At 71.1% G+C, this 19,416-nt stretch carries 16 protein-coding genes; 9 read left to right on the top strand and 7 right to left on the bottom strand.

The genetic code is table 11. From position 1 onward, the window contains the following. Position 1: 1 nt before the first annotated feature. The 5 genes from ACZ7CH_RS10425 to ACZ7CH_RS10445 all read right to left on the bottom strand — a co-directional run bounded on the left by ACZ7CH_RS10425 (position 2) and on the right by ACZ7CH_RS10445 (position 4,724). On the bottom strand, positions 2-145 hold the full coding sequence (locus ACZ7CH_RS10425; RefSeq protein ID WP_470373662.1) for a hypothetical protein: 144 nt from the start codon (positions 143-145) through the stop codon (positions 2-4). After that, complete coding sequence (yjfF, locus tag ACZ7CH_RS10430) at positions 142-1,104, bottom strand: galactofuranose ABC transporter, permease protein YjfF (protein ID WP_470373663.1); 963 nt, start codon at positions 1,102-1,104, stop codon at positions 142-144. The genes ACZ7CH_RS10425 and yjfF overlap by 4 nt, the downstream gene beginning before the upstream one ends. Beyond that, positions 1,101-2,081, bottom strand: coding sequence for an ABC transporter permease (locus tag ACZ7CH_RS10435; protein ID WP_458431811.1), 981 nt, complete (start codon positions 2,079-2,081; stop codon positions 1,101-1,103). Before ACZ7CH_RS10435 ends, yjfF begins: the two co-directional genes overlap by 4 nt. Further along, positions 2,078-3,610, bottom strand: coding sequence for a sugar ABC transporter ATP-binding protein (locus ACZ7CH_RS10440; protein WP_360389468.1), 1,533 nt, complete (start codon positions 3,608-3,610; stop codon positions 2,078-2,080). Before ACZ7CH_RS10440 ends, ACZ7CH_RS10435 begins: the two co-directional genes overlap by 4 nt. 139 nt (positions 3,611-3,749) lie before the next feature. Further along, positions 3,750-4,724 carry an ABC transporter substrate-binding protein gene (locus ACZ7CH_RS10445; RefSeq protein WP_360389466.1) on the bottom strand — a complete coding sequence of 325 codons (975 nt, stop codon included), beginning with the start codon at positions 4,722-4,724 and terminating at the stop codon, positions 3,750-3,752. A 163-nt stretch (positions 4,725-4,887) separates the two neighbouring features. Between ACZ7CH_RS10445 and ACZ7CH_RS10450 the strand changes: the two genes are divergently transcribed. From ACZ7CH_RS10450 to araA, 6 genes are all read left to right on the top strand, one after another. Next, positions 4,888-7,371, top strand: a complete 2,484-nt coding sequence (locus tag ACZ7CH_RS10450; RefSeq protein WP_470373664.1) for an alpha-L-arabinofuranosidase C-terminal domain-containing protein — start codon at positions 4,888-4,890, stop codon at positions 7,369-7,371. Beyond that, positions 7,368-8,810 (top strand): family 43 glycosylhydrolase, encoded by a 1,443-nt coding sequence (locus ACZ7CH_RS10455; protein WP_470373665.1) that lies wholly within the window; start codon positions 7,368-7,370, stop codon positions 8,808-8,810. Before ACZ7CH_RS10450 ends, ACZ7CH_RS10455 begins: the two co-directional genes overlap by 4 nt. A gap of 113 nt (positions 8,811-8,923) precedes the next feature. After that, the gene (locus ACZ7CH_RS10460; protein WP_458434383.1) at positions 8,924-9,907 is read left to right on the top strand and encodes a LacI family DNA-binding transcriptional regulator; all 984 of its coding nucleotides are present in this window, start codon (positions 8,924-8,926) and stop codon (positions 9,905-9,907) included. A 238-nt stretch (positions 9,908-10,145) separates the two neighbouring features. Then, entirely contained in the window at positions 10,146-11,819 is a 1,674-nt protein-coding gene (gene araB, locus ACZ7CH_RS10465; RefSeq protein ID WP_470373836.1) for a ribulokinase, read from the top strand. Then, positions 11,819-12,472: an L-ribulose-5-phosphate 4-epimerase gene (locus ACZ7CH_RS10470; protein ID WP_360389454.1), complete on the top strand. Its 654-nt coding sequence runs from the start codon at positions 11,819-11,821 to the stop codon at positions 12,470-12,472. Before araB ends, ACZ7CH_RS10470 begins: the two co-directional genes overlap by 1 nt. A gap of 17 nt (positions 12,473-12,489) precedes the next feature. After that, on the top strand, positions 12,490-13,992 hold the full coding sequence (araA, locus tag ACZ7CH_RS10475) for an L-arabinose isomerase (RefSeq protein ID WP_458431813.1): 1,503 nt from the start codon (positions 12,490-12,492) through the stop codon (positions 13,990-13,992). On the opposite strand, the gene ACZ7CH_RS10480 is transcribed toward araA, so the two are convergent. Then, positions 13,962-14,789, bottom strand: coding sequence for an alpha/beta fold hydrolase (locus ACZ7CH_RS10480; protein WP_360389449.1), 828 nt, complete (start codon positions 14,787-14,789; stop codon positions 13,962-13,964). The two genes, araA and ACZ7CH_RS10480, sit on opposite strands and share 31 nt — an antisense overlap. Before the next feature lie 157 nt (positions 14,790-14,946). On the opposite strand from ACZ7CH_RS10480, the gene ACZ7CH_RS10485 reads away from it, so the two are divergent. Both ACZ7CH_RS10485 and ACZ7CH_RS10490 read left to right on the top strand, forming a co-directional pair. Further along, positions 14,947-15,774, top strand: coding sequence for a hypothetical protein (locus ACZ7CH_RS10485; RefSeq protein ID WP_470373666.1), 828 nt, complete (start codon positions 14,947-14,949; stop codon positions 15,772-15,774). A 320-nt stretch (positions 15,775-16,094) separates the two neighbouring features. After that, entirely contained in the window at positions 16,095-17,003 is a 909-nt protein-coding gene (locus tag ACZ7CH_RS10490; RefSeq protein ID WP_470373667.1) for a cellulose-binding domain-containing protein, read from the top strand. 4 nt (positions 17,004-17,007) lie between these two features. Here the strand turns inward: ACZ7CH_RS10490 and ACZ7CH_RS10495 are convergent, their stop codons facing one another. Further along, positions 17,008-17,991: a LacI family DNA-binding transcriptional regulator gene (locus tag ACZ7CH_RS10495; protein WP_360389441.1), complete on the bottom strand. Its 984-nt coding sequence runs from the start codon at positions 17,989-17,991 to the stop codon at positions 17,008-17,010. 71 nt (positions 17,992-18,062) lie between these two features. Between ACZ7CH_RS10495 and ACZ7CH_RS10500 the strand changes: the two genes are divergently transcribed. Further along, positions 18,063-19,259, top strand: a complete 1,197-nt coding sequence (locus ACZ7CH_RS10500) for an MFS transporter (protein WP_360389438.1) — start codon at positions 18,063-18,065, stop codon at positions 19,257-19,259. Positions 19,260-19,416: the final 157 nt, after the last annotated feature.

Raw genomic sequence — 19,416 nt, forward strand, 5'->3', positions numbered from 1 at the left:
GTCAGCGGGTCGGGACTCCTGTCGTACGAGCACGCGCGGCCGCGGCGGCCGGGGTGCCCGCGATGCCGGGCGGGTCGCGGACCACGACCACGACCGCGACCAGCACCACGAGCACTACCAGCGCGTACGGGGCGGCACGCCTCACCGCCGCACCATGGTCCGCTGCACCGCGATGAACACCAGCAGCAGCACACCGATCACGATCTTCGTCCACCACGAGCTGAGCGTGCCCTGGAACGAGATCAGCGTCTGGATCGTGCCGAGCACCAGCACCCCGGCCAGCCCGCCCAGCACGTAGCCGACACCACCGGCGAGCAACGTCCCGCCGATGACCACGGCCGCGATCGCCTCCAGCTCCATGCCGACGGCGTGCAGGCCGTAGCCCGACAGCATGTACAGGCTGAACAGCAGCCCGGCCAGCGCCGAGCAGAACCCGCTGATCACGTACACGCCGACCTTCACCCGCGCGGTCGGCAGGCCCATCAGCAGCGCGGACGACTCGTTGCCGCCCACCGCGTACACCGTGCGGCCGAACCGGGTGCGGTGCAGCACGTACATGGCGGCGAGCACGACCAGCAGCGCGATCACGACGTTGTAGGTGATCGTCACGCCACCGGGCAGCGGGATGGCGGCGGTCGCGATGTCGCGCAGCGTGCGGTCCTTGATGGACACCGACTCGACGCTGATCAGGAAGCACAGGCCGCGGGCCAGGAACATGCCGGCCAGCGTCACGATGAACGGCTGGATGTCGAACTTGTGGATCACCAGCCCCATCAGCAGGCCCAGCGTCGAGCCGATCACCAGCACCGCCAGCACGACCAGCGGCACCGGCCAGCCCGCGCGCAGCCCGGCCGCGGTGACCATCGTGGACAGCGCGACCACCGACCCGACGGACAGGTCGATGCCGCCGCTGAGGATCACGAACGTCATCCCCGCCGCGAGCACGATCAGGAACGCGTTGTCGATGAACAGGTTCGCGATCACCTGGCCGGACGCGAAGCCGTCGTAGCGCACCGAGCCGATCCCGAAGGAGAGGACGAACAGCACGACGGTCGCGAGGACGGGCAGGAACCGCGACGGCACCCCGCCGACGAGCGTGGTCATGAGACGGCCACCTTCCGGAAGCTGAGCGCCGCACGGGCCTTCGGGGCCTGCACCAGGCACACGGCGATGACGACGACCGCCTTGAAGAGCAGCGTGACCTCCGGGGCGACGCCGATCGTGTAGACGGTGGTGGTGAGGGTCTGGATGATCAGGGCACCGAGCAGCGTGCCGGTGAGCGAGTAGCGCCCGCCCGCGAGCGACGTGCCGCCGATGACGACGGCGAGGATCGCGTCCATCTCGATCCACAGACCGGCGTTGTTGGCGTCGGCCGCGCTCACGTTCGAGCTGATCATCAGACCGGCGATGCCCGCGCACACGGCGGCGAACACGTAGACGGTCCAGATGATCGTGCGCGACCGCACGCCGGCCAGCCGCGAGGCCTCCGGGTTCACGCCGACCGACTCGATCAGCATGCCCAGCGCGGTGCGCCGGGTCGCGAACGCCACCAGCCCCAGCACCAGCAGGCTGATCAGGATCGAGATCGGCAGCACGACGAACCCGGCGCCGACCTGGCGGTAGGCGTCGTTGTTGACCGTGACGATCTGCCCCTCGGTGACGAGCATGGCCACACCGCGGCCCGCCGTCATCAGCACGAGGGTCGCGATGATCGGCTGGATGCCCAGCCCCGCCACGAGGAACCCGTTCCACAGCCCGAGCACCGCGCACAGCACGAGCGCGATCGCCATGCCGGCGAACGCGGTGCCCGCCGAGTCGGACGTTCCGATGTGGACGCACGTGACCGCGCCCGCGATCGCTGCCACCGCGCCGACGGAGAGGTCGATGCCGCGGGTGGCGATCACCAGGGTCATGCCCAGTGCGATCAGCAGGGTCGGCGCGCCGTTCTTGAGCACGTCGACCAGGCCGCCGTAGAGGTGGCCGTCCTGGACGCGCAACGAGAAGAACGACGGCGTGACGACGAGGTTGAGCAGCAGCAGCGCGGCCAGCGCGAGCAACGGCCACAGCAAACGGTTCTTCACGACACCACCTTCTCCGGTGCGGCTCCGCCCGCGATGAGCTCGACCACCTCGTCCACGCCGGTGACCGACCCGTCCAGCTCGGCGATCTTGCGCCGGTCGCGCAGCACCACGATCCGGTCGGCGATGCGCACGACCTCCTCCAGCTCGGCGGAGATGAACAGCACCGCGGTGCCCTCCGCGGCCAGGGTCGTGACGAGCTGCTGGATCTGGGCCTTCGCGCCGATGTCGATGCCCCTGGTCGGCTCGTCCAGGATCAGCAGCCGCGGCTCGGTGACGAGCCAGCGGGCGAGCAGGACCTTCTGCTGGTTGCCGCCGGACAGGGTGCGCACCAGCGCGTCCGGGTTGGCCGGGCGGATGTCCAGCGCCGTCAGGTACTTCTCGACGAGCTGGTCCTTGGTCTTGCGCGACAGCGGCCGGGTCCACCCGCGTGCGGCCTGCATGGCGAGCACCAGGTTGTCCCGGATGGACAGGTCCGCGACCACGCCCTCGCCCTTGCGGTCCTCGGAGCTGAACGCGATGCCGGCGGCGATGGCCGACCGCGGTCCGCGCAGCCGCACGGGCTTGCCGTCGACGAGCACGCGGCCGGAGTCGGCCTTGTCCGCGCCGAACAGCAGCCGGGCGAGCTCGGTGCGGCCGGAGCCGAGCAGACCGGCCAGGCCGACCACCTCGCCCGCGCGGATCTCCAGGTCGAACGGTTCGATGGCGCCGCGGCGGCCGAGGCCCTCCGCGTGCACCAGCACCGGTCCCTCCGGGTGGCGCTGCTCGGCGGCGTCCTCGATGGCCTCCAGCGCGCCGAGGTCGCGGCCGATCATCTGGGCGATCAGCGCCCGCCGGTCGACCTCGGCGGTGAGGTGCTCACCGACGAGGGTCCCGTTGCGCAGCACCGTCATCCGGTCGGAGATCTCGTAGACCTGGTCGAGGAAGTGCGACACGAACAGGATCGCGACGCCCTCGTCGCGCAGCACCCGCATGATGCGGAACAGCTCGGCGACCTCACCGGCGTCCAGGCTGGACGTCGGCTCGTCGAGCACGAGCACCCGGCAGTCGACCGCGATCGCGCGCGCGATGGCCACGAGCTGCTGCACCGCGATCGGGTGCTCGCCGAGGCTGGAGGCCGGGTCGATGTGCACGCCGATGCGGGAGAGGACCTCGGCGGAGCGCTTGCGCATGGCCGGGAAGTCGATGCCGCCGCGCTTGCGGGGTTCGCGGCCCAGCAGGATGTTCTCCGCGACCGTGAGGTTCGCGCAGAGGTTGACCTCCTGGTAGACCGTGCTGATGCCGGCGTGCTGCGCCTCGCCGGGGGAGGAGAACGCCACGTCGGCGCCGGCCAGCACGACCTGGCCGCTGTCGGGGCGGTGCACGCCGGTCAGGGTCTTGATCAGGGTGGACTTCCCGGCGCCGTTCTCGCCCATGAGGGCGTGCACCTCGCCGGGGAACAACCGGAAGTCGACGTCCTGCAACGCCTTCACGCCGGGGAACGCGAGGGTGATGCCCCGCATCTCGACGACTGGCGGCGGTGACTCGGTCATGGCTCAGGCCTTCGTCGCTGAGGTGCGGGACCCGTCACCACTTGGGCGGAGCGACGGGTCCCGCGGTCTGGTGGGGCGGTGGGTGGTCACGACCGCGCGACCACCCACCGCGTGTGCTGTCCCGCGGCGGGGACCGGGGTCAGTACTGGCGCTGCGGCAGCGCGGTCTTGGCCTGCTCCTGGGTGAACGTGCCCTCCTCGGTCACGACCCTGGCCGGCACCTCCTCGCCCTTGACGACCTTCTTCGCCAGGTCCATCAACTGCTTGCCCAGCAACGGGTTGCACTCGACGATGAAGTTGATCTCGCCGTTGGCCAGCGCGGTCATGCCGTCCTTCACCGCGTCCACGGTGATGATCTTGATGTCCTTGCCGGGCACCTTGCCGGCGGCCTTGATGGCCTCGATCGCGCCCAGGCCCATGTCGTCGTTGTGGGCGTAGACCACGTCGATCTTGGGCTGGGACTTGAGGAAGGCCTCCATGACCTGCTTGCCGCCGGAGCGGGTGAAGTCACCGGTCTGCGAGGCGACGACCTTGATGTCGGACTTGCCGGCGATCTTCTCCTCGAAGCCCTTCTTGCGGTCGATCGCGGGCGCGGCACCGGTGGTGCCCTGCAGCTCGACCACGTTGGTGGGCCCGGAGGCGTTGGCCACCAGCCAGTCACCGGCCTTGCGGCCCTCCTCGACGAAGTCCGACCCGAGGAACGTCTTGTAGAGCGAGGTGTCGTCGGAGTCGATCGAGCGGTCGGTGAGGATGACCGGGATGTTGGCGCGCTTGGCCTCCAGCAGCACGGTGTCCCAGCCGGTCTCGACGACCGGGCTGAACGCGATCACCGACACCTTCTGCTGGATGTAGGACCGGATCGCCTTGATCTGGTTCTCCTGCTTCTGCTGCGCGTCGGAGAACTTCAGGTCGATGCCGGCGGTCTTGGCCTCGTCCTGGATCGACTTCGTGTTGGCGGTGCGCCAGCCGCTCTCGGCGCCCACCTGGGCGAAGCCCATGGTGATCTTGTCGCCGGACTGGCCGGAGGCGGCATCGCCGCCGCCGCTCGAGCCGCCGCACGCTGTCAACGCGAACAGCGCGACCACGCTGGCGGCTGTCGTGATCTTCTTCAGCACTGGGATTCCTCCGGGGTGACGACGGTGTCGCGGAGCTCGACCGCGTGTCCGCGGTTGTCAGGTGGACAACAGTGAACGTTCACATCTGCCGCGTCAAGTCCTTGCCCGTAACGAGTTCGCAGCCCTATGTTAACGCTCACTTCCGAGCAGGGGAGGCAAATCCGTGCCCCGCAAGTCCGTGCCCCGCAAGCACGTGTTGTTGTCCGCCGCTCTCGCCGCCGGTCTGCTGGTCGGCGTGCCGGGTTCGGGCGCCGCCGCGGAGACCGACTACGCGCTCAAGGTCGACGCCACGGCGAAGGGCCCGTCCATCGACGACTCGATGTACGGCGTGTTCTTCGAGGACATCAACCGCGCCGCCGACGGCGGCCTGTACGCCGAGCTCGTGCAGAACCGCTCGTTCGAGTACGACCCCGCCGACAACGCGGGCTACACCGGGCTCACCGCGTGGGCACCGCACAGCGGCACCCTGGACGTGGCCGACGACGCCGGGCGCCTCAACGAGCGCAACCGCCGCTACCTGAAGCTCGGCCTGCCCGCCGGTGTGATCAACTCCGGTTACAACTCCGGCATCGCCGTGCGGGAGGGCCAGCGCTACGACTTCTCCGTCTGGGCCCGCACCGACCAGGCCAGGACCGCGCTGACCGCCACCGTGACCGATCCAGCCGGTGCCCCGCTCGGCGACCCGGTGCGGGTCGAGGTCCGCGGTGACGGCTGGGCGAAGTACACCGGCACCGTCCGCGCCCGCAGGTCCACGACGACCGGCCGGCTGCTCGTCACCGGCGAGGGCACCGGGACGCTGCGGCTCGACATGGTCTCGCTGCTGCCGCAGGACACCTTCAAGGGCCACGGCCTGCGCCGCGACCTGGCCGAGAAGGTCGCCGCGCTGAAGCCCGGCTTCGTGCGCTTCCCCGGCGGCTGCCTGGTCAACACCGGCAGCCACCAGGGCTACGACGCGCCGGGCTACGAGCGCCGCCGTTCGTACCAGTGGAAGGACACCATCGGCCCGGTCGAGCAGCGCGCCACGAACTGGAACTTCTGGGGCTACAACCAGTCCTACGGCCTGGGCTACTACGAGTACTTCCAGTTCGCCGAGGACATCGGCGCCATGCCGCTGCCCGTCGTGCCCGCCCTGGTCACCGGCTGCGGCCAGAACCGCGCCACGGACGACCCCGCGCTGCTGCGCCGGCACGTCCAGGACACGCTGGACCTGATCGAGTTCGCCAACGGCCCCGCCGACTCCACCTGGGGCCGCAAGCGCGCCGAGATGGGCCACCCGAAGCCGTTCGGGCTCACGCACCTCGGCGTCGGCAACGAGGAGAACCTGCCCGACGAGTTCTTCGCCCGCTTCACCGAGTTCCGCACCGCGATCAACGCGAGGTACCCGGACATCACGGTCGTCAGCAACTCCGGCCCCGACGACACCGGTGGCGTGTTCGACCGCCTCTGGCAGCTCAACCGGCAGGCCGGCGTGAAGATGGTCGACGAGCACTACTACAACAGCCCGAGCTGGTTCCTGGAGAACAACGCCCGATACGACTCCTACGACCGCAACGGTCCCAAGGTGTTCCTCGGCGAGTACGCCTCCCAGGACAACAAGTTCTTCAACGCGCTGAGCGAGGCCGCGTTCATGACCGGCCTGGAACGCAACGCCGACGTCGTGAAGCTCGCGTCGTACGCGCCGCTGCTGGCCAACGAGGACTACGTGCAGTGGAAGCCGGACATGATTTGGTTCAACAACCACGCGTCGTGGGGCTCGGCGAGCTACGAGGTGCAGAAGCTGTTCATGACCAACGTGGGCGACCACGTCGTGCCCAGCACCGCGACCGCCACCCCGGCCACCCAGACGCCGATCACCGGCGCGATCGGCCTGTCCACCTGGGCCACCGCCGCGAGCTACGACGACGTGCGGGTCACCGGCGCGTCCGGTGAGGCGTTGTTCGGCGACGACTTCTCCGGCACCGACGCGCAGTGGACGAAGACCGGCCGCGGCGCGTGGAACGTCGTCAACGGCGCCTACGTCCAGTCCGACGCGGCCGCTGAGGACACGCTCGTCACCGCCGGCGACAGGAGCTGGCACGACTACACGCTGAACCTCAAGGCCACCAAGCAGTCCGGCCGTGAGGGCTTCCTCGTCGCGTTCGGCGTCAAGGACACCGGCAACCACTACTGGTGGAACCTCGGCGGCTGGAACAACACCCAGTCCGCTGTGGAGAAGGCCGCCGGCGGCGGCAAGAGCACCCTGCTGACCGACGGCACCCGCATCGAGACCGGCCGCACCTACGACGTGCGGGTCGAGGTCCGCGGCCGGAAGGTCGCGCTGTTCCTCGACGGGCGGAAGTGGGGCGAGTTCACCGACCAGGTCGCCGAACCGTTCCGCCAGGTCGTCACCCGCGACCGCGCCACCGGCGAGCTGGTCGTCAAGGTCGTCAACGCCCAGGACAACGCCGCCCGCACCCGCGTCGACCTCGGTGTCCCGGTGTCGTCCACGGCGCGTGCGACCGTGCTGCAGGGCCGTCCCGACGACGTGAACACCGAGTTCGCCCAGCCGATCAAGCCCCGCTCCGAGCAGGTGCGGGTGGCGAGCAGCTTCACGCACACCTTCCCGCCGAACTCCGTCACCTTCCTCCGGATCAGGAGCCGCTCGTGATCGACCGCCGATCCCTGCTGCGCACGGGCGGCGTGCTCGCCGCGACCGGGGCGCTCGCCTCCGCCGCACCCGCGGCCACCGCCGTCGCCGCCGAACCCGCGGCCGGGCTGCCCACCCGCAACCCGCTCGTCGAACAGCGCGCCGACCCGTTCGTCACACCGCCCACCGACGGCATGTACTACCTCACCGGGTCCGTGCCCGAGTACGACCGGATCGTCGTGCGCGGAGCGTCCACCCTGGACGGCCTGACCGCCGCCCGCGAGCGCACCATCTGGCGCCGTCCGGCCACCGGGAAGATGGGCGGCTACATCTGGGCGCCGGAGCTGCACCGCATCGACGGCAGGTGGTACGTCTACTTCGCTGCCGGTGACAAGGACGACCCGTTCCGCATCCGCACCTATGTGCTGGAGTCCCCGAACGCCGACCCGCGGCTGGACGGCTGGGTGCTGCGCGGCCAGATCACGACACACCTGGACACGTTCACGCTCGACGCGACGACGTTCGCGCACCGCGGCAAGCGCTACTTCCTGTGGGCGCAGAACGAGCCCGCCGTCGGCTCCGGCACCAACCTCTACATCGCCGAGATGGCCTCCCCGCTCGCGTTGCGGACGGCGCCGGTCCGGATCGCCACGCCGACGGCGGCGTGGGAGGTGCAGGGGTTCCGGGTGAACGAGGGGCCGGCGGTGCTCATCCGCAACGGCCGCGTGTTCGTGACGTTCTCCGCGAGCGCCACCGACGCCCGGTACTGCATGGGCCTGCTGACCGCCGACGAGAACGCGAACCTGCTCGACGCGCGGTCGTGGACGAAGTCGCCGAACCCGGTGTTCGCCACGCACGTGCCGACCTCGCAGTACGGGCCGGGGCACAACTCGTTCACCACGGTCGGCGACGTGGACGTGCTCATCTACCACTCCCGCGACTACCGCGACATCAGCGGCGACCCGTTGTTCGACCCGAACCGGCACACCCGCGTGCAGCGGCTGCACTGGAACGCCGACGGCACCCCGTCGTTCGGCGTCCCGGTGGGGGAGGGAGGGCCGATCACGCGGCTGTCGCCGTTGGACTCCCCGGCGCTGACCGTGCGGCACTACGAGTACCGGCTGCGGGTCGACGGCAACGTCCGCGAGCTGGCCGACTCGCAGTTCCGTTTCGTGCCGGGCTTCTCGGGCTCCGGGACGGTCGCGCTGCAGTCGGTGAACTTCCCGGACCGGTACGTGCGCGTCGACGGTGACGTGGTGCGGATCGACCCGTACGAGGACACGGACGCCTACGGCCGTGCGGCGAGCTTCGTCCGGGTTGCCGGACTCGCTGACAGCACGGCGATTTCGTTGAATGTTGGAGCAGATTCTTATCTCATCCACGACCGGGGGAGACTGGTGACCGGCAAACCCGGAAACGACCGCGACGCGCGCCGACGTGCGACGTTTCGGCTCGAATAGCGGTCACAATGGGTGAGCTGTACCAGGACTGACCGGTGTTATCGCTAACATAATCGGTCTAGACCAAGGATCGGAGACCGTTCGTGGACCAGAAGATTTCGCGCGACCCCGCGATGACCGACGTCGCACGACTCGCCGGGGTGTCCCACCAGACGGTCTCGCGCGTTCTCAACAACCACCCCAACGTCCGCGAGCAGACCCGGCTGCGGGTGCAGGCCGCGATCAAGGAGCTCGACTACCGGCCCAACCGCGCGGCCCGCGCGCTGGTCACCGGCAAGACGCAGCTCATCGGCGTGGTGGCGCAGAACTCGACGCTGTACGGCCCGGCCTCGCTGCTGTCCGCCTTCGAGGAGGCGGCGGGCCAGGCCGGGTTCGCGGTGAGCGTCGGCCGGGTCAAGGTGCTCGACCGCGAGTCCATCTCCGCGGCCGTCGAACGCCACCGCGACCAGCGCGTGGCCGGCATCGTGGTGATCGCGCCGAACTCCGGTGCCGCCGACGCGCTGGCGGACGTGCCCGCCGGCGTGCCGCTGGTGACGGTGGACGGCGACCCCGACCGCGCGACGCCGCTGGTCACGGTCGACCAGGCGGCCGGTGCGTTCGAGGCCACCACCCACCTGCTGCAGGCGGGCCACAGCACGGTGTGGCACGTGTCCGGTCCCGCCGACTGGTTCGACGCGGCCGGTCGCGTGCAGGGCTGGCGGCGTGCGCTGGAGTCGGTGGACGCCGAGGTGCCGCCGGTGGTGACGGCCGACTGGAGCGCGGCGTCGGGGTACCGCGCGGGTCAGATGCTCGCGCGGATGCCCGAGGTGACGGCGGTGTTCTGCTCCAACGACCACTTGGCCCTCGGCCTGCTGCGGGCGCTGAGCGAACGGGGCCGGCGGGTGCCGCACGACGTGAGTGTGGTCGGGTTCGACGACGTGCCGGAAGCGGCCTACTTCATCCCGCCGCTCACGACCGTCCGCCCGGACTTCGCCGCGGTGGCACGGGAAACCCTCGGTCTGCTGCTGGAGCAGGTGAGCGACGGCGAGACCGCCCGCCCGCGCCGCACGGTGGCCCCTTACTTGGTGACCAGGGACAGCGTGTCCCCACCCGCCTGACCCCCGCTGCTTCCCGCACGCGGGGACCTTTCGTTCACCAGGAGAGTACGAAAGCTCCCCGCGTGCGGTGGACAGCGCGTGTGACGAGATGTGAGGACCGCCCGCCGGTGGCACACCGGTGGGCGTTTTGTCGTGCGCTCACGGCGGTGGACATCGGTGTTCTTGCTGGGAAATCACGATGTTCGCGGCGCATCTTGACGGCGTGATTGTTAGCGATAACACTCAGGCCGTGACTGACATGACGATCGACCGCGACGCGTGCGTGGTGGGTGTCGACTTCGGCACGCTGTCCGGCCGCGCCGTGGTCGTGCGCGTCCATGACGGCGCCGAGCTCGGCACCGCCGTCCACGAGTACCGCCACGGGGTCGTGGACCAGGTCCTGCCCGCGACCGGCCGTCCGCTGCCGCCGGAGTGGGCCCTGCAGGTCCCGGCCGACTACCTCGACGTGCTGCGCACCGCCGTCCCACAGGCGGTCGAGGCGGCCGGGATCTCGCCGTCCCAGGTGGTCGGGATCGGCACCGACTTCACGGCCTGCACGATGGTGCCGGTCACCGCGGACGGCACACCGCTGTGCGACCTGCCGGAGTTCGCCGGGAACCCGCACGCCTACGTGAAGCTGTGGCGCCACCACGCCGCCCAGGGCCAGGCCGACCGGATCAACGAGCTGGCCCGCACCCGCGGCGAGGCGTGGCTGCCGCGCTACGGCGGCCTGATCTCCTCGGAGTGGGAGTTCGCCAAGGGCCTCCAGGTGCTGGAGGAGGCACCCGAGGTCTACGCGGCGATGGAGCACTGGGTCGAGGCCGCCGACTGGATCACCTGGCAGCTCTGCGGCACCTACACGCGCAACGCCTGCACCGCTGGGTACAAGGGCATCCTCCAGGACGGCGCCTACCCCGGCGAGGACTTCCTCGCCGAGCTCAACCCCGACTTCGCCGGGTTCGTCGCCGACAAGCTCGACCACCCGCTCTCGGCGCTCGGTGACCGCGCGGGCGGGCTCAGCGCCAGGGCCGCGGAGTGGACCGGGCTGCCCGAGGGCATCGCCGTCGCGGTCGGCAACGTCGACGCGCACGTCACCGCACCGGCCGCCCAGGCCGTCGAGCCCGGCCAGATGGTCGCGATCATGGGCACCTCCACCTGCCACGTGATGAGCGGCGCCGTGCTGCGCGACGTGCCGGGCATGTGTGGTGTGGTCGACGGCGGCATCATTCCTGGGCTGTGGGGCTACGAGGCCGGGCAGAGCGGTGTCGGCGACATCTTCGCGTGGTTCCTGCGCAGCAGCGTCCCGCCGGCCTACCACGAGCAGGCCGCCGAACGCGGCATCACCGTGCACGAGCTGCTGACCGAGCTGGCCGCCGGCCAGGCGGTGGGGGAGCACGGGCTCATCGCGCTCGACTGGCACAGCGGCAACCGGTCCGTGCTCGTCGACCACGAGCTGTCCGGCGTGATCATCGGCCAGACCCTCGCCACCAGGGCCGAGGACGTCTACCGCGCGCTGCTGGAGGCGACCGCGTTCGGCACGCGGGTCATCATCGACGCCTTCACCGACTCCGGTGTGCCGGTGACCGAGCTCGTGATCGCGGGCGGACTGGTCAAGAACGAGCTGCTGATGCAGATCTACGCCGATGTCGTGAACCTGCCGCTGTCGGTGATCGGCTCGGCACAGGGCCCCGCGCTCGGCTCCGCGATGCACGCCGCCGTCGCCGCGGGCGCCCACCCGGACATCCGCAAGGCCGCCGCCGCGATGGGTTCCGTGCGGCGCAACGTCTTCACGCCCGTACCGGAGAACGTCGAGGCGTACGAACGGCTCTTCCTCGACTACCTGGAGCTGCACGACTACTTCGGCCGCGGTGCCAACGATGTCATGCACCGGCTGCGCCAGTACCGCCGCGACGCACTGGAGGGGAAGAGCTGATGTCCGCCACGGCAGAGCTGCGCCGCACGGTCGCCGAGCTGCACCGCGAGCTGACCCGCTACGGGCTGGTGAGCTGGACGGCCGGAAACATCTCGGCCCGCGTGCCCGACCAGGACCTGATGGTCATCAAGCCGTCCGGGGTGTCCTACGACGACCTGGGCCCGCACGCGATGGTCGTGACCGACCTGCACGGCACCCTCGTCCAGGGCGAGCTCGCACCGTCCTCCGACACCGCCGCGCACGCCTACGTGTACCGGCACATGCCGCACGTCGGCGGTGTCGTGCACACGCATTCCCCTTACGCGACGGCGTGGGCGGCGCGCGGGGAGCCCATCCCGTGCGTGCTCACGATGATCGCCGACGAGTTCGGCGGCGACATCCCGGTCGGGCCGTTCGCGCTGATCGGCGACGACTCCATCGGCCAGGGCATCGTGGAGACCCTGAGCGCCAGCCGGTCGAAGGCCGTGCTGATGCGCAACCACGGCCCGTTCACGATCGGCGAGACGGCACGCGCCGCGGTGAAGGCCGCCGTGCTGCTGGAGGACGTCGCCCGCACCGTCCACTTCGCACTCCAGCTCGGCAAGCCCGACGTGATCGAGCAGGAACACGTCGACCGGCTCTACGAGCGCTACCAGAACGTCTACGGCCAGTGAGCCCAGAAGGAGAGCACATGCCGGACAAGCCCCAGATCTGGTTCCTCACCGGCAGCCAGCACCTCTACGGCCCCGAGACGCTCGACCAGGTGGCCGCGCAGTCGCAGCAGATCCAGCGGATGCTGAGCGACTCCGGCAAGATCAGCGCGGAGATCGTGTGGAAGCCGGTGCTCACCGACTCCGGTGCGATCCGCACGGTCATGCAGGAGGCGAACAACGACCCGTCGTGCGTCGGGATCATCGCCTGGATGCACACCTTCTCGCCGGCGAAGATGTGGATCACCGGCCTGGACCTGCTGCGCAAGCCGTTGCTGCACCTGCACACGCAGCTCAACGAGGCGTTGCCGTGGTCCACCATCGACATGGACTTCATGAACCTCAACCAGGCAGCGCACGGCGACCGCGAGTTCGCCTACGTGCAGACCAGGATCGGGGTGGCCCGCAAGACCGTGGCCGGGCACGCGAGCGATCCCGTTGTCGCACAGCGGATCGACGGCTGGGCACGGGCGGCGGCCGGTAGCGCGCACATGCGCAACCTGCGGCTGGCGCGGTTCGGCGACAACATGCGCGACGTCGCCGTGACCGAGGGCGACAAGGTCGAGGCGGAGCTGCGGTTCGGCGTCTCGGTCAACACCTACGGCGTCAACGACCTCGTCGCCGTGGTCGACGCGGTGGCCGACGCCGACGTCGACCTGCTCGTCACCGACTACGCCGAGGCGTACCGGCTGGCACCGGAGCTGGCGCGCGGGGGAGAGCGGCACGACTCGCTGCGCTACGCCGCCCGCATCGAGATCGGCCTGCGGTCCTTCCTCGACGACGGCGGGTTCGGCGCGTTCACCACGAACTTCCAGGACCTGGGCGGGCTGCGGCAGCTGCCGGGGCTCGCGGTGCAGCGGCTGATGGCCGACGGCTACGGCTTCGGCGGCGAGGGCGACTGGAAGACCTCGGCCCTGCTCGCCGCCGTGAAGGCGATGGGCACCGGCACCGGGCGCGGCACGTCGTTCATGGAGGACTACACCTACCACTTCGGGCCGGGTACGCCGAAGATCCTCGGCGCGCACATGCTGGAGGTCTGCCCGACGATCGCCACCGCGCAGCCGTCGTGCGAGATCCACCCGCTGGGCATCGGCGACCGGGAGGACCCGGTGCGGCTGGTGTTCGACGCGGCGACCGGGCCCGCCGTCGTGGTCGGCCTGGCCGACCTCGGCGACCGCTTCCGCCTGGTGGCCAACGAGGTCACCGTCGTGGAGCCGGACGAGCCGCTGCCGAAGCTGCCGGTGGCGCGCGCGGTGTGGCAGCCGGCGCCGTCGCTGTCGACGTCGGCGGAGTGCTGGCTCACCGCCGGCGGGCCGCACCACACCGTGATGACCCAGGCGGTCGGAGCGGAGGTGCTGCGGGACTTCGCCCAGATGGCGGCCACCGAGCTGGTGCTGATCGACGCGGACACCACGCCCGCCTCGTTCGTCGACCGGCTGCGCTGGAACCAGGCCTACCACCGCCTGGCCATGGGAATGAGCTGACGGGCGAGGAACTCCGCCAGCTGACGCCACATCGCGACGGGGTTGGAGTACATCGGCAGGTGCCCGCTGTGCGGGACCTCGGCGAGCTCCACCCCGTTCGCGTCCAGCCTCTGCAGGTAGGACAGGCCGGCGCACTGCTCGCCGTACAGGTACATCCGCGGGCAGGGCAGGGCCAGGAACTTCGCGATCAGGTCGCCGTGGTCGGCGAGTTCGACCATCGAGCGGAACACCCCGGCCACGGCACCGCGGCGGATCTTGTGCGGCAGACCCGCGGCGTACAGGCCGCTGCCGTAGTGCGGCGCGTTGCGGGTGCGTTCGGCGAACCGGAAGAAGTGCTCGGCCGGGTCCGGTGCCATCAGCGCCTGTCGGCTCAGCAGGCAGTCCTCCGGCGCGAGCACGCCCTTGATGTTCACGAAGCTCAGCACCCGCCGCGGTAGCCGGTGTGCGAGCAGCAACCCGGTGAGTCCGCCGGTGGAGTGCCCCACCAGGTGGAACCGGTCGATGCCCGCGTGGTCGAGCACCGCGTGCGCGGCGTCCACCAGGAACGGGATGTCGACGGCGGCGAGGTCGGCGCACTCGGTGGCGCCGCTGCCCGGTGCGTCGTAGGCGAGGAACGCGCGCCCGGCGAAGTCGTGCCGCTGGGTGATGTCGAGGTAGTCCTCCTTGCTCGTGCCGAAGCCGTGCAGGAAGACGATCGGCGCGTCAACCCCTTCGCGGCGCACGGACGCCACCGCCAGGTCCACCCCGCGAACGCGCAGCGGGAGCTGTTCGTGCACGACGTTGTCTGCCGGCGGCATGGCGGTTCCCCGATCGTCGCAGGTGCGGTCTGCGCAACGAGCAGTGAGCATGCCATTGCACTGTGAACGCTCACAAGTGGTTGAACCCTTCACGACGGTGATCCGTATTCCGCTGTGCCGGCAGAAGAGCAGTCCACCACAGTCGTGAGGTTCGAATATGTCGAGAGCACATGCACGACCGGAACGGGGCAAGCGCCGGCTGATCGCGGGCATCGCGGTGGCGGGCACGCTGACGGCGGTCACGGCCGCCGTCGCCTTCGCGGCCACCGGGTCCGGTGACGGCAGCCAGTCGATCGCCTGCCCGCAGCCGGTCGTCCCGGCGGTCCCCGCACAGGCGCAGGCCGAGGTGCAGCGCGAGCTGGTCAACCTGGACAAGCAGATCGCCGAGGCGAACGAACGACTCCGCACCTCCGCGGGCCAGGGCGGCCCGAACTTCGTGCAGAACGCGATCCTCGGCCCCTTGGCGAGCAAGCGCGTCGCCGCGCTCAACCGGATCGAGACGGCGATCGGCCGCGTCGCCGACAAACCGGAGGGCCTGGAGCGGTTCGCGAGCTGCGGACTCGGCCAGGCACCCGCGGTCGGCCCGGCGCCCGTCACGACCACGCGGGCGAACGCGGGCAACGGCAACAACAACGGCGGCAACAACAACGGCGGGAACAACAACGGCGGGAACAACAACGGCGGCGGGAACAACGCGGTCGCCGGTGCGATCGCGTGCCCGGCACCGGCCGTGCCCGACGTACCTGCCGCGGCACGGGCCGAAGTGGACCGCGAGCTCGCGAACCTCGACAGGCAGATCGCCGAGGCGAACGAGCGGTTGCGCACCTCGGTGGGCCAGGGCGGTCCTAACTTCGTGCAGAACGCGATCCTGGGTCCGTTGGCGGACAAGCGGGTCGCGGCTCTCAACCGGATCGAGACGGCGATCGGCCGCGTGGCCGTGAAGCCGGAGGGCCTGGAGCGCTTCGCCACCTGTTCGCTCAGGTGACACCTCTCCTCGGGGGTGTGCGTCTCCGGGGGTCCTGTCGAACGGGTGCGGTCCCGTTCGACAGGACCTTGACGTCCCGTGAGCGGCCTCGGTGGTTGTTAGCGTGAACATCGCGCGTTCAACGCAGAACCGATGACCAGAACGCTCGCTCTGCTGGCCGCGTCCGCGGTCAGTCTGTCCACTGTGGCCGGTGCTGCTACCGCACCCGTTCCGCGCAGGTAGTCCACTCCGAACGGTCGGTTGAACCGGCGGGGCGAACCCCTAGGGTTGTCGATGGTTGAACGACAACAGGGGTTGTGGTGACGCGCAGGAGTTTGCTCGTGGTCTTGGCACTGCTCACCGGAGCGTGCACGGCGGAACTGCCCACAGCACCACCGCCCTCGCTCGTCAACGAGGAGACGATCTCCCGGGGCGTGCTGCACCACGTGCGGGACGTGCTCGACCCCAGGGCGGTCGAGCTGGCCGACGGCACGACGGTGCGCGTGGCCCAGCTGGCGCCACCGGCGGACTGCTGGGCGGAGGCGGCGCTCGCGTTCGCGCGGACGACGCTGCTGGCCGACGAGGTGCGGGTCGACTTCCTCAGCGGCGGCGTCAAGATCGTGCTGGCGGACGGCGCCGACTACGCGAAGCTCGCGGTGCGGCAAGGCGTGTTGCGGGCCCAGGACGTGGACGGCGGCCCGCTGCTGGCCGCCGAGTCCCAGGCCGCGGCCGCAGACCTCGGCCTGTGGGGCGAGCCGTGCAACGGGCTCGACCTCGTCCCCGGCCCCGGACCGGTACCGGTGCCGCCTCTCCCGGCGCCGGTACCGCCCCCTCCGCCCGCGCCGGCCACGACACCGGCACCCACCGCGGTCGTGCCGCCGCGTCCGGCCCCGGCACCGACGACGACGGTCCCGCCGCGACCGCCTGCCCAGGTCTGCGCCGTCGCCTACCGGGTCACCGGCCAGTGGCCCGGCGGGTTCCAGGCCGGCGTGACCGTGCGCAACACCGGCACCCGGCCGGTCAACGGCTGGACGCTGCGGTGGACGTTCGGCAGCGGGGAGTCCGTGACGGGCATGTGGAACGCGACCGCGCTCCAGTCCGGTCCCACCGTGCACGCCGCCAACGCGAGCTACAACGCGCAGCTCCCGGCCGGCGGCACGGTCGTCATCGGCTTCACCGGCTCCACCCGCGGCGGTACCCCCGTTCCCGGCGCTTTCACGCTGAACGGCGAGAACCGCACCGCGGAGTAGGCCGTCAGGCGCTCTCGCGCACCACCAGGGTGGAGGGGTAGAAAGTGGCGGTGCCCGTGTCGTGGCGGTCGAGCACGGCCTGTGCCGCTGCCGCCGCGATCTGCTCCACCGGGTGCGTCGAGGTGGTGAGCGCCGGGCGGCTCAGGCACGCGAAGGCGATGTCGTCGAACCCGGCGACCGCCACGTCGCCCGGCACCCGGACGCCGAGCGCGTGCAGTCCGTCGAGGACACCCAGCGCGGTGAGGTCGCTGAGCGCGAACACCGCGTCGGTGTCCGGCCAGCGCGCCATGATCTCGACGGCCGCCTCGGCACCGCGGGCGGCGGTGAAGTCGCCGGGGACGACCCTGGGTTCGCCGCCGCAGGCGTGCACCACCCGACGATAGGCCGCCACGGCCCGGTCCCCGCACGGCAGCCACGACGGACCGGTGACCATCGCGATCCGCTGCCGGCCGGTGTTCGCCAGGTGCCGCACGACGCCCTCGGTGCCGGTGCGGTTGTCGACGTCGAACGACGGCACGTGCCGCGTGCCGACCCCGATCGCGGCGACCCGGCCGCGCAGGGACCGCGGCACCGCGTCGAGCGCGGACTGCGTCGGGTTCACCACGAGCAGCCCGCCCAGCCCGCGGGTCTCGGCGAGCCGCGCGAGCGACGCCGGGTCGTGCAGGGGCAACCAGTGCAGGGACACGCCGACCTCGCGTTCGGCGGCGGTGTGCGCGGCGGTGGTGAGGACCCGGCCGACGTACGGGTCGTCGAGCACGGCGGCGGTGTGGCCGATGACCGCGATGGCGAGCCGGGTCCCGCTGCGGCTGGCCAGTGCGCGGGCGGCGGCGTCGGGCACGTAGCCCAGCATCGCCACGGCGGCGGCCACCCGGTCGCGCGCCTGCCGGGAGGCGGCGCCCTGCCCGGTGACCACGCGGGAGGCGGTGGCCCTGGACACGCCGGCGGCGCGGGCCACGTCGTCCAGTGTCGGGGTGTGTTGTCCCGTCATCTCCGCAGTATTGCGGTGGAAGCGCTTCCACGTGTGGGGTGTGGCTTTGTGGATCGAGAAAGGAGAACCGGATGACGCTCACGGTGACACGCGGGCAGGTCCGCGCGGCCGCGGCGGGGGTCGCGGTGACGTTCGGGCTCAACGGCGTGGCCGTGGCGACCTGGTTCGCCCGCGTGCCCGTCGCCCGCGAGGCGCTCGGGCTGACCGCGGGTGCGCTCGGACTGCTGCTGTTGTCGATGTCGGCGGGCGCGTTCCTCGCGATGCTCACGGCGGGGGAGGTGACCCACCGGCTCGGCCCGCGGCGGACCGTGGTGCTGTCGGCGGCCGTGGTGAGCACCGGCCTCGCGGTGGCGGGTGCGGGAATCGGGGCGGTCCCGTCGGTCGCGCTGACGGCGATCGGGATCTTCGTGCTCGGCTACGGCTCGGGCACCTGCGACGTCGCGATGAACGTCGAGGCCGCCGAGGTGGAACGCGCGCTGGGCAAGACGGTGATGCCCCGGTTCCACGCGATGTGGAGCCTTGGCACCGTGGCCGCGGCCGGTCTCGCGTCCCTGGTGGCGTGGCTGCTGCTGCCGGTGACCGCGCACCTGCTCGTGGTGGCGGCGGTCGTCGCGGCCGGCACCCTGCTGGCAGCGCGGACCTACCGCTTCGCGGGCGAGCCAGAGCACGGCACCGGCAGCGGCGTCCTGGCCGCGTGGCGCGAACCCCGCACGCTGCTGGTCGGCGCACTGGTGCTGGTGCTCGCGTTCACCGAGGGCACGGCCAACGACTGGGTCGCGGTGGCGTTCGTCGACGGCTACGACTTCGACACCGGCACCGGCGCGCTGGTGTTCGGCGTGTTCGTGACGACCATGACCGCGGGCCGGATCGCCGGCACCGTCGCGCTCGACCGGTGGGGCCGCGTGCCGGTGCTCGTCGTGACGATGCTGCTCGCCGCGGCCGGCGTGACCCTGGCGGTGTTCGCCGGCTCACCCGGGTTGGCCATCGCCGGTGTCGCGGTGTGGGGGCTGGGCACCGCGCTCGGGTTCCCGGTCGGCATGAGCGCCGCGGCCGACGACCCGGCGCACGCGGCGGCCAGGGTCAGCGTGGTCGCGGTGATCGGCTACACGGCGTTCCTCGCGGGTCCGCCGCTCGTCGGGTTCCTCGGCGACCACGTCGGGGTGCTGCGCGGGTTGCTGGTCGTGCCGCTGTTGCTGCTGCCCGCGCTGGCTTTCGTGCCCGCGCTGCGACCGCTGCCGCAGTCAGTCCCGGAGGAGGTCAGCCGCTAAACCCTGGCCAGAAGTCTCGCCCGCCCCCTTCCCCTCCTTGCAGACGCCAGTGGAGCAAGGTCGGGAATGCGGGGCGCTGAAGGCACAACAGCTGGCAACCTGCTTGGACGAGCAACCGCGCAGAGCCCGTCCCGCCGCTGCCTGGCACCGGTGGGAC

It is taken from the genome of Lentzea sp. NPDC037011, assembly GCF_055607425.1.